Here is a 14,553-nt window from a genome sequence, read left to right as displayed (position 1 = left end):
GGTTTATATATTTGATGAGTCAATATATAAGTTAGCTTGCAAAATACATTTAATTACTTGTTATAATTGATATTTATAAACTTGTAATTTTAGGATTTGGCTAATAAAGCCTGTATCTACACTTGCTCTTAGGGTCTAGCTGACTTTGAATCGACACAAATACTCTAGATATTTCTCAGCCTCTTTTTAGATGAGCAAATTTGTTATGCCACTACAGTCTATTTAAAAAGCTACTTACGCAACTGTCGACGTAATATTTTACCCACGGATGATTTCGGCAGTTCATCTAAAATAGTCACTTTTTTGGGCATTTTATAGTTGGTTAAACGCTCTCGACAAAAATCAACAATTTCAGTCTCTTGTGTTTCACTTTTTAAGGTAATGTAAGCATGGACTAACTCTCCGGTTTTTTCATCAGCTTCGCCAATAACTGCCGCTTCCAGAACCGCGGGGTGCGACACTAAGACATCTTCAATTTCATTAGGATAGACATTAAACCCCGAGACGATGATCATATCCTTTAACCGATCAACAATTCTTAGGTTACCGTTTTCCTGACGCAAACCAATATCACCGGTTTTGAAAAAGCCATCTGCCGTCATTACCTTTGCAGTTTCTTCAGGCATGTTCCAATAGCCTTTCATCACTTGCGGGCCACGTGCCACCAACTGACCACTTTCGCCATCAGCAACAGGCTTGTCATTTTCATCCCAAAACTGAATTTCAGTCCCTATTACCGGCAATCCGACGGTGCCAATTTCTTCTTTACCAGGCGTATTTAACGTTAATACCGGTGATGTTTCCGATAAGCCATATCCCTCAGAAATGCTACAACCAGTAACTTCGCGCCAGACAGAAGCAGCCGCATGTGTCAACGCAGTACCTCCAGAAAGGGTCAAGCTCAATTGGCTAAAATCTAACCCCCTGAACTCAGCTTTATTACATAAACCAACAAACAAGGAGTTTAGCCCGGCAATTCCAGTGATCTTAAAGGGCTTAATGGCTGCGATAAAGGCATCAAGATCCCGCGGGTTTGGGATCAACACATTTAAATTGCCCTTAGCGGAAAAAAGTAGCATATTAATCGTATAGGCATATATATGATAAAGCGGTAATGGACAGACAAAAGTTTCCATCCCTTCACGGCAACGCTCCCCTATGCGCTCTGCTGATTGAAGGGCATTAGCAATCACATTGCGATGTGTTAACTGCGCTCCTTTAGAAACACCTGTGGTGCCTCCGGTGTATTGCAATAAGGCAACGTCATCCAGTGCGGCATTGGATGGTGTTAACGTTAAACCTTCACCAGCAATGATTGCCTGATTAAAACTGATAGTATTTGGCTCTGACACTTCAACATTGTTGGTCAACAGATCAGCAGCCCCAGTTACAATAACTTGCTCAATGTTAGTTTCTGCCAGAATTTCAAGCAACTTAGGATATAAATCACTCAGGATAACAATAGCCTTGGCACCGGAGTCATTGAATTGATGTTTCATTTCTCGTGGCGTATAAAGCGGGTTAGTATTCACAACAATAATGCCTGCTTTCAGAGCGGCATAATTAACAATCGGGTACTGTATTAAGTTAGGTAATTGAATAACAATGCGGTCTCCCGCGCATAACCCTAATGATTGGAAATAAGCAGCAAGGGCGGTTGACTTACTATCAATCTCTTGAAAAGTCAGGGTTTGCCCTAAGCAGCTATAAGCAGGTTTATCTGCAAATTGTTGCATCGCATCGCTGATAAATTGACTCAGATTTTGATAGTCGTTGATACTCGACAGCATAAAATTATCCTCACCATATCTAAATAAAAAAGGGGTTAACTCTCTTCAGTATAATAAGCCCGAACAACGATTATTAATCACATTTCGGGCAGATGAAGAGAACTATTTATTGTAATCAGCCGTACCGCCTGGCTTAATATACTTAGCTTTTTTACCTTCTCGTTTCGCTGCTTCATTGATCATCATTTCGATCCAACCAGCATCCATAATATTTAAGAAATTGTCATCTTCATCAAAATTAATGTTGGCACCTTGTACCATCATGACGGTATCGGTTAAACCTTCATTGCTTTCTGGTGTATGTAACTGATGAATTGAACCACCTGGCTCATATAAGTAACTGCCAGCAGTTTGAGGCTGATCTGGATATTCAACATAGTGCCAGCTACCGCTCATGGTATACAGGTGTACAACGCCAGTATGAAAATGTTTAGGTAATGTGACTCCTGGCTCAAATAAAACCCTTAACACCCAGATGCCGTTTTCTGAATCTAAAAATAACGGAGCGACATGGACTCCTGGTAATACATCTTTAATAAAGCCTTCATCTTCTGTATTGAGTGTTAATAAAAAGTCTTGATGATTAATGGTTGTTGGTAGTTGCATAATTTATTCCTCATTGTTTACTTTATGTTTTTATAATGTTGTTTAATTTCTTCCATCGCCATTTCTAAGGTGATGGTTGGCTGATAGCCGAGTAGTCGTTTTGCTTTGTCATTGACAAAGATACTTTCTACACCAGTTAACCGATAAGCAAGATTGGTAACCAGTGGTGCTTTTTTCTGATTGATTAAGTGACCTATGCCTTCTACCACCGGTGCTAAAAACTTAGCCAGCCAGTTAGGAATACCCTTCGCTTTTGGTAAATTCAGTGTAGTAGAAAGTGCATCCAGATATTGCTTCCAGCTCACTCCTGGATCATCAGCAATCACAAAGATTTCGCCACTTGGCATGTCGGTATTTTCAGCAGCCAGAATCAGTCCCTGAACCACATGTTTAACATGTACTAAGCCGGCATCCCATTCACCACTGCCCATCAGCGCAGGCTCTTGCTTGGCTAACAAGTCAATAAAGCGTGTGACCCAGACACTACCTACACCATAAACATTGGCAGGCCTAATAATCGCAGCACTTAACCCTTGTTGTTTAACGGCATCAAGAGTCACCTTTTCCTGTAACTGCTTAACATATTCATAGCTAGAAGCGGTACTACCACAAGGCGTACTTTCATCAATACGACCCGTGCCCATGGCACTCCCAAAAGCGGCGATACTGGTCGTCACAACAAAACGAGCTTTATTGATAGCTGCAAGTTTAATAGCCTGCTCAGTGCCATGAACAGTGATATCGATATGGTCTTGCTTCGCGCCCCAATCACTAACGATAGCGGCAAGATGAAATAAGGTATCAAATTCCCCGATTTCATTAGCCATTGACACTAATTTACGGACATCGCCTATGACAATGCGCACTTTATCGCCCCATTCACTTGGCACAGGTTCATTAGCTAACATCAACGCGGTTATCGTGACGCCCTTATTCAATAATTCATCAACTAAATGACGACCAATAAAACCACCTGCTCCGGTGATAAATACATTATTCATAATCAACCTACCCTTTCACTTGCTCTAGAGCACCATTGCGCCATGGCTCAATAATGACTTTGATATGATCGTTTGGTTTTAGCAGAGTAGCAAAGGCATCTGAAACGCCATCAATCCCCACTTTTCCAGTACACATTTTTTGCCAGTCAACTTTCCCCTCGGCGATATTTTGCAAGGACTCAGCAAACTCTTCAGGGTTATAGTAATAAGAAAATCTAATATCCATTTCCTTGACCGTTGCATAGCCAAAATTCACTGTAGTGTCTGCTGTATGAATACCAGTGATCACTAACGTAGCTTTTGCCGGAGCTCTTAAAATAAAGCTGTTAATTAATTGATGAACACCAACACATTCAAAAATAACAACGCGTTTATCTCCAGCAAGTGATGCGGCAAAAGCCACTTCATCTTCTTGCGTTGGATCAACCGTGTGCGTGGCACCAAACTGCTGGGCAATTTCACACTTAGCTGCCTGCGGATCTGAGGCGACGATGTGCTTAACACCTCTGATTTTCAGCGCAGCAATAGCAGCTAAACCAATAGGACCACAACCGGCAACCAACGCGACTTCGTCGGTATCAATATCACCACGATTTACGGCATGTAAGCCAACAGCAAGCGGCTCGGTAATGGCTGCTGCTGTTGATGAAACATTCTCAGGAATGGGGATGAGTAGCGCTTCATCGACGATAAAGTATTCAGAATAAGCGCCATATAGACCGGGGGTTACCCCTACTCCGGCTCCCCCCATGGTCATTAAAATAGGCACACAGGTCACCCGGTTGCCAATAGGGATATCACCCGTAGTATCAACGCCATACTCTACCACTTCAGCACTGAATTCATGACCAAGCATAATACCTGGATTTTCCCCATCAACGTCTGGCATTACACCGAGTTTTTTATAAATATCAAAGACTTCATCACCATGGCGGGTAATATGTAAATCAGACCCACAAATGCCGCATGCCAGGCTCTTTACTAACACTTGCCCGGGACCAGGACTCGGCACATCAATTTCATTTAAACTAATGGCACCATTTTGCATACAAATAGCTTTCATTTGACTCATCATTTTTTCTCCTGTGTCAACGGGGTATACCAAATTGGTGAGCTATACGCTCGCTCTTGAATTGTTGCTGGATGACCCTGTGGATGAGGCACATTTAACGCCACAGCATCGTACAAGGTGTGTCTTGGTGTCGGGATCTGTAACACTCGGACGTAATAAAAGGCTTTTTGCTTAGCTGAAAACTCAGGATCTTGCCAAACGGTAGCAAGTCGCGGTGAGCCAGTGTTGTTATCCCACGTTAAAGTATCGATATTGACCGTGTTAGTGATTGCGGGCAGCTGCCCGTGAGCATCAAGTTGACGCTCACCAGCCCAGACCACATCAAACACCTTCTCATGGCTCTGTCCGTTAGCATCCACCCAACCTTTAATAACCTGCACTCGGTCTAAAGAAGCTGCTTTAGGATCTTTTACTGCCTCGATCAAAAAGCTAGGCGCCTTGCCTTGTGGGGATTGAGGTAAATCGCCCCCCATAGGTTCACCTTTGGTATAGCCTATGGTTGCCAAGTTAGGCTTACCGGCATCTTGTTGCTCGAAATGATAACCACCAAAGACCCTAAGTTTAATTCTCGGTCCGGTAGTGGCATACACTTCCTTGCGCTTAAACGCCGCCATAATACTCTCACGGGTATTTTCTTCTGCCCAAACAGCAGCTAACCCTGCCGCGCTCATATCAACGCCTTTTGAAGCAGGAGGGATCACCAGTAAATCAGGATCTAAAGTATTGGCTGGGGTTGAATCAATTGCCATTTTTCCCCAGAAATTATTCTCCTCAGTGGTTGATAAGGCGGTATGTGAGTCAGAGGCACCAATCATGCCGATCTTGAAAGGGTTAGCACCGGTTTTTTCTTGTAATTCCAAGCCTCGACGTAATGCTGAGCGCACATAATTCGCTGCCATATCTTCTTGACCAGCTTCATCAATATCACTATCAAGCTGCATTACATGTTCGAATTTTTCATAGCCTGAAAACTCATCTTCAGGTGAAAGTTTCGGGTGCGTTTCCGAGTCCCCTTTAATTTGCGTTACTTCTACCACAGGTTCCCAACGCATACGCGTTTTAGCATAATGCTGATCTAACGGCTTGCCATTGCTGTCCATAATCGGAAACATCAAGCCTTTACTGATATTTGAGTTGTGTGGAATAGCAACAAAATCAACGCCGGTACGTTTCGAAGTACTTTCTAGCCAACGCCAAAGATCTTCAGGCTTATCACTGTCAAATAAGGTATAAGGTAGAAATGTTTTCGCCGAGGTGCGGTCAGCATTTGAAATCACCACACGATGCAAATTGGCGCCATCAGTCAATGAGCTCCACTCCCAACCAACAAAGGTAGTAAACTCACCCGGTTTGTTATGGCGCTCAGCAGCATCAATGATTTCACCCCAAACGCTACTGCGGACACTGTCTTGCTGTAATTCTGGTGAAGGCTTACGTTTATTAGCGTGCTCACCAACGGCTTCAAAATACACTTGACGCCCCTGCCCGGTGTTTGCCATTTTATTCCAGCGACGTCCGATTTCAGTTTTCATCAGCAGGGGATCACCTGCAAAAACTTTTTGAATGATCCCTAAATATTCACCGTGATCTGACACCACCAAGAAATCCAGTGGCGTATTAAGCTGTACTTTCACACCGGAGTATGGATGAACGACTGGCAAGCCTTTAGCAAAACGATAAGATGTATCTGGAGTGGCATCCTTATTCCCCATCAGATAGGCATCGATAGAATAGGAAGTATGTAAATGAGTATCGCCCCATAACAACTGTTTCTGTTCACCTTCAGCATGAGCCGCCAAACTAAGTACGGAAAACAGCATTAGGCTTAGTTTTGTTATTTTGTGCACAATTAAATCTCCGGATAAAAAATTAAAATCGAACGTTCCCAGAACCAAAATGCCGCAACACTACCAATTAAGTAGATCCCTAACGGATATTGAAGCTGGCTGAACTTACTGGGAGGGAACAAGTGACTAAGCAGTTTTATTAAAGTGACAACGGCAACAATAAATACCAGCTGTCCTAATTCAATACCGACATTAAATGAAATTAAGCCCCAAAGTAGCTCAACTTGCGGTAAACCAATTTCTCTAAGTACCGAGGCAAAACCAACGCCATGCAATAAACCAAATAGCGTTGCGACGGTGGCTGGGTATTGGTAACTCCAAGAGGTTTTATCTCCTTTAGCAATCTCAACCGCGAGAAACACAATGCTAAGTGCGATCAAGAGTTCACATAGGGCAACAGGAAAATGGAGCCAATTTAAACTGGTAGCTATAAGCGTAATTGAATGCCCAAGCGTAAAACCAGTAACCGTTAAAGCGATACCCCGGACGTTGCCCGCGAGAACAAGCAGGCATAATACAAAAAGCAAATGATCCCACCCTTTAAGGATATGCATCACGCCCATTTGACTGTATTGCCAAATGACGCCGCGCACACTTTCTTGTTGAGGTATAGACCAAAGTGTTTCATCAGGTGCCAGTAACTGCGTATAAAACTGACCATTATCTAAACGCACTTTGACCAAGGTTGACAGTGAAGGGTTCGCCGCTGGAAAATCTAGGGTCAAGGTTTGTCCGGCGATAGTTTGCTGGCAATTAAATAGCTGGATTTGCACATAGGCCCCCGGCTGTAACTGCACAGCCCCCTGTTGCTTCGTTACACAACGGGCATTAATGTGAACCTTAGGTAAGGTATTTACGGGCACAGCAGCCGGCATTTTGACATCGACCCTGACTAGCGAGTTATGCTGATTGATATCAATCACAATCGGGCGCGCATCATGCGCAGTGACATAGCAGCTAAGTAAGTACAACAAGATCAGAAAATATGAGGCTCTCATTGTGTGACTGCCTGTTGTTCAATAGCTAATACGTTGGCAGGATCAACAATGTGATAGCCTGCGACAATATTAGAGATCACTTGCTCTGATGCTTGCTTACCATAAAAAATACGAGCATCAGCAGTGACCTGTGCTTTAATTTCAGCTAATTCAGGTATGCTCGAAGGCTTTTTCTCAATCAGGTATACAAGGTGCCAGCCATAATCAGAGGCTATCGGTCCTTGCCATTGTCCATTTCCAACGACTAGTTTAGTCAACTGGTCACTGAAATACTGACCAAAATGACTGGAAACCACATCAACATGACGTTTCATATAGTGACGGTTATATAAGAAAGCATCTCCAAATATGCCTGCATCTTCGGGTGTTATCCCTTGGGTATTGAGTTGTTGTTTTAAAGCATTGAATTGCTGTTGTTGCTCTGTTGAAGCACCTTTTACGAGAAAAACATGAGAAAAACTGACTTCAGCAGGTCGACGATAATTCTCGATATGTTGCTCAAAATATCCCTGTAGTTGCTGTTCGCTCAGCTGTGTTGCACTGTCTACAAAACTTCTATTCAAGAATTCCATTTTTTGGATAAGGCGTTGGCGAATTACAAAATCATTATTCGATAACGACAAATTATTCGCCTCCCTAAACAAGACTTCTTCCCTAAGATAATCGTTTGCCAACCGCTGTTTTTCGGCTGCTGACATGGCCTTAAATTCGGCATCAATGTCATTGGCGGCAAAACGTTTGCTTCTGTATTGCAAATACTGTTTGAGCACCTGCTCACTAAGCACCACTGTACGTTTTTGTGCTTCATTTTTAGGCGCAACAAATTGTTTAAAGGCAACAAATAAGACGAAGCCAATAACGAGAAAGTGCACCAATGGCTGGCGAGTGATTGAATACATAATTGTCATGCTCACAATAAGTCATAAAGAAAAGTCAGGGTCTTAAACGACCCTGACTTAATGCAGGGTTACTCACCAAAAGAGTAGTTAAATCTTAAGGTGAATGAACGACCTGCCAGCGGCATAAAGTTATGTGCGCCTGCAAATAACGGTACATCGTTGATATAGTCAAAATGCTTAACATCTGTCAGGTTTTTACCTGTCAGTGTCAGCGACCAACCCTGATCTGGGTTATCAAGCGTAATGTGCGCATTCACAAAAGTTTGTGAAGGTTCTTTACCAATAGGATCAAGATCATCTACACGGTAAACCGAACTGTGATAGTTAAGATCTACACTAGAATTAAGTTCAAAATCACCGAATTCAGTCATATGACTGGCCACTAACGACGCAGACACTTTAGGTGCATTTGACGCCGTTCGACCCGAAAGGTCATTAATACCGACCGCGGCACAGTTGGCATTGCTATACCCCATGGCAGTCCCAATTTGTGCTGCTAAATTATCAGCAGCATTAAAAATCGCTTCTCGCTGAGCTAAAAATTGATCACTAGTACAAGCTTGGTTGACAAATTTATCATATTCAAAATTTAATAAACCTACTGCACCTGTAATGGTTAAATCGTCAGTTGCACGCCAGCGACCATCCATCTCAATACCATAGCTGATAGCTTTTGCAGCATTTTTCACTTCAAAGGTCGTGTTACCGCTGAAGACTGAAACTTGCATGTCATCAAAGGTTGAGTGGAACGCGGCAATATTTAGATCCGCCTGACCATCAAGTAATTCAGTTTTTAGACCAAGCTCAAATGCCAGCACATTTTCCTCATCAAAAGCAACATCTCTTGAGTCTGCAACATTATTACGATCTGGGCTGCGCATATAAAACGAGTTAAAACCACCGGATTTAAAGCCTGTGCTTGCGGTTGCGTAAGACATGGTGTTATCACCAATGTCATACTGCAAGTTAAGTGACCAGGTTGGACTATTTTCACTGCGCTTCATACCCGGGTCTGATGAGTTAAAATGATGAGTCTCAAACTCTCCCACTTGCTGTGATACTGCAATCACCAGAGGATTTGATGATTCAAGCCTGTTATCAGGAATAAAATCCGTTGCATAACCAGTTTTTGAGGCAGACTTCTCTTCTTTGGTATAACGTAAACCAAAGGTTGCCCTAAAGTTATCGTTGATATTCCAGGTTCCCTGAGCGAACACACCAAGGGTATCCGCATCTTGTTCAAGTAGCGCATAGCGGCCAACCCCTGTAGGAATACCATCAAACGCTGCCGCTGTACCACAGGCATTCACTAAGCCAGCAGAACCACCTAAACCAATAACACCAGCCGCAGTAGTCACCACATCACCAGAAGCGTATAAACTGTTAAAGTCGCCACCATAAGCGCCAATACCAGCCATACAGCCGCCCATCAATACCTGCTGTAATACCGGGATGTTAAATAGCGATAGGCCATCAAGGGTGAGATCTTGTTGTTGCCAATACAGACCTAGCATATATTCAAAGTCTCCACCGGTGTTTGAAGCAAACCGCACTTCTACACTGTCTTGACTAAAATCTTCACTATCACTAAAACGAATACCATCAAGTCCGGAATAATCAGCATCTAAGCTACGATCAAATTGATATGCCGAATGACCCGCTGTGATTGTAAAATCGCCACTGGCAAAATCAGTTTCACTGATTAAGGTAATTTCATCTGAATCACCATTCATCGCCTGAGCAGAACCAAAATTCATTACTGGGCTACTATTGCCCATAAATGATTCGGTATAGCTGGAAAATGAACCTAATGCCTTCAGCGGCCCAGGTTCTTTCATGGCATGAGGAAAGCTGTTGAAGTCATAATCACTTGCTTCATAAATCAGGGTAACAAGTGTATTATCGGCTGCATCCCACTCCAATGTTACGCGCCCCATCATTTCTTCACTTTGAGGGCTGTCACTGTCGTAATAATTGTTATGTACCCAGCCTTCTTCCATCTCACGCGATAAAACAAAAGCACGTGCTCTTAAGGAATCTGATAATGATCCAGTGACCATACCACTGACTTCAGTTTGATCAAAGGTTGGCGTATAAGCTAATGAAAGCTTGCCATTAAAGGTATCGTCTGGTTTAGCAGTAGTAATATTAAGCGCACCAGCAACCGTGTTTTTACCAAATAAAATACTCTGTGGTCCACGCATGACTTCGACGCGTTCAACATCCACAAACGAGAATCGCGACTGTGCACCGCGACCACGATATATACCATTAACAAAAGTACCAACAGACTGTTCAAAACCCGCCAGATTTCCCGATTGCATACCACGAATATTAATACGATCGGCAATTGAATCCTTCGCTATTTTAAAGTTTGGAATATGTGTTGATAAGTCTTCGAGACGTTCAATACCTGCCTGTTCAATTTTATCAGCATTCATGGCTGATACAGACATAGGTACCTCACTTAATGACTGTACTCGCTTTTGCGAAGTAACAGTAATTTTTTCAAGTGCGCGTTTATTTACCTCTTGTGTTTCTTCGGCATAAGCCAATTGCTGATTCAAAGCACCAATAATACATATACTTAACAATGCCTTCTTCGTTTTTAAACCTTGATATTCAATCATGATAACACCTTGCGTTGTATAACTGTAATTTACTGTTTTTATTATTTTTTTATTTGAGCGCTATATTTTTTATTGTCTTCGCGCTTATTAATGAGTCGTACTTTGTATTTTTTTTGTGCACGTACTCTTTATTATATTTAGCACTTATTACTCACCAAAGACTTGACAATTTAAGACATCAACATGACATTATAAGACAACGATTAGCGTAAAAAGGTTGATGGAAATGTTAATAACAGGTAATTATAGGTGGGAATTGTGATTATGGGAAAAGACCTGCAATACTACGTAAGAGCGGGCTCTCTTTCGGGTTATATTGAATTAGTACAAGAACTGGGAGGCGATCCCATCGAGCTGATGTCAGCCGCTAATATTATACCTGCGCAATTGCACGACCCTGACAATATGATTCTGTATAGTCATTTAGGTGATCTGTTAGAAATCACTGCGAAACAACTCAATATTTCCAGCTTTGGTACTGCGCTTGGTTTACGCCAAAATATGACCACAGTAGGACTAATTGGTGCCTTTATGTGTCAGCAACAGACGATAGGAGATGCGCTAAAAATTGCACAGAAATATACCTATATGCACGCACAAGGTGCCATTTTAGATATCGAGCCCGTCACCGAAGAGCAATGCGCAATTAAAATTGATATTTTAGTCAACCAGCAACAGCGTTACCCTCAACTGATGCAACTAAGTATCGCCATCATTTATCAAATGCTTCTCGATATGACAGGGCATCAATGGAAAGCAGATAGTATTCATTTCAAGCAATCAACTACTGATACTGGTCGGCAAAATTACATCAATGCCTACAAACCCAAAGTTGTTTTTGAAAGCGAGAGCGACTCCATTCATTTTTCAGCAAAGGTGTTACAGTCCAAACCGCTGATGCCTGAAAATTTAGTGAATGACATTGTTGCCAAACAGTTCCATTCACAGCAAGCTTCAAACGAGTTAGATCCGGTAGCAGTGGTGTGTCACGCAATCAATATGCTATTACCCACAGGTGACTGCAGTAAACAAAATATTGCCTTAAGTTTGGGCATTCACCAGAAAAAACTGGAAAGAATGCTGCAAGCGCATAACACCACTTATCGAGACTTATTGGAGCACACCAGAAAAGACGTAGCGTTACGGGTGATACAAACAGATGATATGTCCATGACTGCACTTGCATTAAATCTAGGCTATTCAGAATTTTCGGCGTTTAGTCGAAGTTTTAAAAGCTGGTTTAGCATCTCTCCCAGCCACTATAAAAAGACTAAAATTCAACACAAATCGTGAATTATTCTGCTCAAGCAATAAAAGACACATTTATTGCGGACGACTCAACTCAATTAAAGAACACTCATTATTTGATGTATACAACCTGATCTGATTGTAATATCGGATATTCCTAACTGCTTATAGCACCCTTGGTTTGTGAAAACTCGGATGGAATTAAACTAGTGTCTAATGTAATGGTATAACTAATTTTGGCCATTTAATGGCAATCAAATAGTCATTTTCAGATATCAATCAACTTTAGTCTATTGATAACTATTTTTTCACATCATCTCAGCATGAATAGTCTATCAATTAATATTGTCAGAATAGCGATTAGTAATTTATCAGCAACGATTAAGATAGCTGTATTCTCGCAACTCGCACTGTTTCAAATTCAATGAGAGTAAAAGATCATAAATAAAACGGTGAACAATTTGGTGTATCATAATTTGCTACGAATCCATTAATCTTTTGAAATTTAAGGAATTAAAACTAAGTTTCGAGTCTATCAAAAATAAATTTCAATCTAAACAATAACTCCAGTTGAATAGTGGAAAATTAAATTCGAATTAGAACTGATAAAATAAGGAAGTATTTAATGAATTTTTTAAATTTGGTGTACCAAAAGGTGTACCATTTTTTACTTTAATCATTTGATATAAAAGGAATTTTAGAAAACCGCTTGTTTAACATAAAGAAAAACAAGCGGTTACTAAAAGTGTTAAGTCAACATATAAGCCGGGTTCTGTATCTTTTCCGAAGAAAAGTGACAATCATTCGTCTAGGCTATGGATCGCTCCATAGCTCAAGCAACCTACCCGAATTCAACGCGAGCCACGCCGTACGAATTCCTATTTGGTCTTGCTCCGGGTGGAGTTTACCCTGCTGCAAACTATTACTAGTCGCCCGGTGCGCTCTTACCGCACCCTTTCAGCCTTACCTGTGCTACGCTCTACCGAAATAGAAAGCAGCCATCGGCGGTCTTCTCTCTGCTGCACTTGTCGTCGGCTTACGCCGCCCAGACGTTATCTGGCACCCTGCTCTTTGGAGCCCGGACTTTCCTCCCCCTCACCCGTATACTCGAAAGTACCACGATGAGGCAGCGATTGTCTCGTCAACTCGGCGCGCATTCTACCCCAAATAATCAATCGCGCCAAAGTATTTATCTTAGTTTATCCCGCAACCATTGTTCAGCAGATTCAACATCTTGAAAAAACTCAATTTGTTGCTGTTTAAGTGAAGGTGTCCGTTCAAGTACAATTTCTTTTATTGCTAACGATTTAATAATAAAAGCTTTGCCGACAATGGGCTGACTCACCAACCATTCATTGTAATCATTCAATTTTTGATAAGCTTCAGGGGTGCCGCCTTCCACATCTAAATCATCAATTAACATAGCAAATGGTTGTCCTGCTAACTCTGCGATATATTGTTTTACAGTTGCAACATAAGCTTCGGTTCCTGCACAATTGAAACTACCACTTAGCTTTACAAATAAAATATTATCTATTAACTCAACGTTATATTTACCATGTATTGTCATAAGGGAAATCCCTGATTAAGGCAGTGATTAGGTTATCATTTACATGATAACGCATATTCATACAATGTTTTCTTATTTAATTGATATTGCTGCGCAACAATTGCACAGGCTTTTTTAGGAGGTAGTTCATTTAACAATAGCTTTAACAACGAAATAGCACTTTCTGACAGCTGGTTTTCTTGTTTAACTAACCCTTCAATTATTAACACCATCTCACCTTTGAGTTGATTAGCATCTTGTTGTAGCCAAGCTAAAAAATTACCGGCGCTATCACCATGAATAGTCTCGAATGCTTTAGTTAATTCACGTGCGATCACAATATGTCGTTCAGGCCCTAAGACCTCGACAATATCACTTACCGTATCAATCGCACGTCGCGGTGCATCGTAAAAAACGACGGTACGGGATTCGTTTTGAATTGACTCAAATACCTTTTTACGTGCGGTTGATTTAGACGGCAAAAACCCTTCAAAGGTAAATCTATCTGTAGGTAAACCCGCCACCGATAAAGCAGCAATAGCGGCACAAGCACCAGGAATAGGAGAAACTTTTAAGCCAAGCTGTCGACAATGCCTGACTAAGTGAAAACCAGGGTCACTAATCAACGGTGTGCCCGCATCCGAGACTAATGCCACATCATTACCCGCAAGTAACAGCTCGGCAATATAGTCTTGTTTTTGCCTTTCATTATGATCATGTAACGATAAAGTTTTATTTGTGATTGAAAAGGCTGAGAGCAACTTTTTAGTATGGCGTGTATCTTCACAGGCAATAACATCCACCTCAGTTAAGACAGAAATAGCCCGTTGAGTAATATCAGATAAATTTCCTATTGGGGTTGCAACAATAAAGAGTGTACCTGTTTTTGAGTCTTGTGCGGCCATTTATCAAT

At 41.6% G+C, this 14,553-nt stretch carries 11 protein-coding genes and 1 other RNA gene; 1 reads left to right on the top strand and 11 read right to left on the bottom strand.

Annotated elements, in window-relative coordinates; genetic code table 11:
* Positions 1-230: 230 nt before the first annotated feature.
* The 8 genes from IV514_RS02435 to IV514_RS02400 form a co-directional block, all read right to left on the bottom strand.
* Positions 231-1,790, bottom strand: coding sequence for an AMP-binding protein (locus IV514_RS02435; protein ID WP_206483310.1), 1,560 nt, complete (start codon positions 1,788-1,790; stop codon positions 231-233).
* Positions 1,791-1,892: 102 nt separating this feature from the next.
* Complete coding sequence (locus tag IV514_RS02430) at positions 1,893-2,396, bottom strand: 2,4'-dihydroxyacetophenone dioxygenase family protein (RefSeq protein WP_206483309.1); 504 nt, start codon at positions 2,394-2,396, stop codon at positions 1,893-1,895.
* Positions 2,397-2,413: 17 nt separating this feature from the next.
* Positions 2,414-3,397: an NAD-dependent epimerase/dehydratase family protein gene (locus tag IV514_RS02425; protein ID WP_206483308.1), complete on the bottom strand. Its 984-nt coding sequence runs from the start codon at positions 3,395-3,397 to the stop codon at positions 2,414-2,416.
* Between the two features lie 7 nt (positions 3,398-3,404).
* A complete protein-coding gene (locus IV514_RS02420) occupies positions 3,405-4,472 on the bottom strand; it encodes a zinc-binding dehydrogenase (protein ID WP_206483307.1) in 1,068 nt (355 codons plus the stop codon).
* On the bottom strand, positions 4,469-6,316 hold the full coding sequence (locus tag IV514_RS02415; protein ID WP_206483306.1) for a DUF3604 domain-containing protein: 1,848 nt from the start codon (positions 6,314-6,316) through the stop codon (positions 4,469-4,471). The genes IV514_RS02420 and IV514_RS02415 overlap by 4 nt, the downstream gene beginning before the upstream one ends.
* Before the next feature lie 2 nt (positions 6,317-6,318).
* Positions 6,319-7,314 carry a HupE/UreJ family protein gene (locus tag IV514_RS02410; RefSeq protein WP_206483305.1) on the bottom strand — a complete coding sequence of 332 codons (996 nt, stop codon included), beginning with the start codon at positions 7,312-7,314 and terminating at the stop codon, positions 6,319-6,321.
* A complete protein-coding gene (locus tag IV514_RS02405; RefSeq protein ID WP_206483304.1) occupies positions 7,311-8,213 on the bottom strand; it encodes a peptidylprolyl isomerase in 903 nt (300 codons plus the stop codon). Before IV514_RS02405 ends, IV514_RS02410 begins: the two co-directional genes overlap by 4 nt.
* A gap of 68 nt (positions 8,214-8,281) precedes the next feature.
* Positions 8,282-10,843: a TonB-dependent receptor gene (locus IV514_RS02400; RefSeq protein WP_206483303.1), complete on the bottom strand. Its 2,562-nt coding sequence runs from the start codon at positions 10,841-10,843 to the stop codon at positions 8,282-8,284.
* Positions 10,844-11,107: 264 nt separating this feature from the next.
* Here IV514_RS02400 and IV514_RS02395 point away from each other — a divergent pair, with 264 nt between their 5' ends.
* Positions 11,108-12,136, top strand: a complete 1,029-nt coding sequence (locus IV514_RS02395; RefSeq protein ID WP_206483302.1) for an AraC family transcriptional regulator — start codon at positions 11,108-11,110, stop codon at positions 12,134-12,136.
* Between the two features lie 700 nt (positions 12,137-12,836).
* Here IV514_RS02395 and rnpB read toward each other — a convergent pair.
* The 3 genes from rnpB to rsmI all read right to left on the bottom strand — a co-directional run bounded on the left by rnpB (position 12,837) and on the right by rsmI (position 14,545).
* Positions 12,837-13,240, bottom strand: an RNA gene (gene rnpB, locus IV514_RS02390) — RNase P RNA component class A.
* 40 nt (positions 13,241-13,280) lie between these two features.
* Positions 13,281-13,661: a hypothetical protein gene (locus IV514_RS02385; RefSeq protein ID WP_206483301.1), complete on the bottom strand. Its 381-nt coding sequence runs from the start codon at positions 13,659-13,661 to the stop codon at positions 13,281-13,283.
* Between the two features lie 35 nt (positions 13,662-13,696).
* Positions 13,697-14,545, bottom strand: a complete 849-nt coding sequence (gene rsmI, locus IV514_RS02380; RefSeq protein ID WP_206483300.1) for a 16S rRNA (cytidine(1402)-2'-O)-methyltransferase — start codon at positions 14,543-14,545, stop codon at positions 13,697-13,699.
* Positions 14,546-14,553 lie beyond the last annotated feature (8 nt).

Source organism: Thalassotalea sp. G2M2-11 (assembly GCF_017168195.1).
GTDB lineage: Bacteria > Pseudomonadota > Gammaproteobacteria > Enterobacterales > Alteromonadaceae > Thalassotalea_E.
The sequence above is the reverse complement of the archived record's forward strand: the minus strand, read 5'-3'. Positions and strand labels throughout refer to the sequence as shown.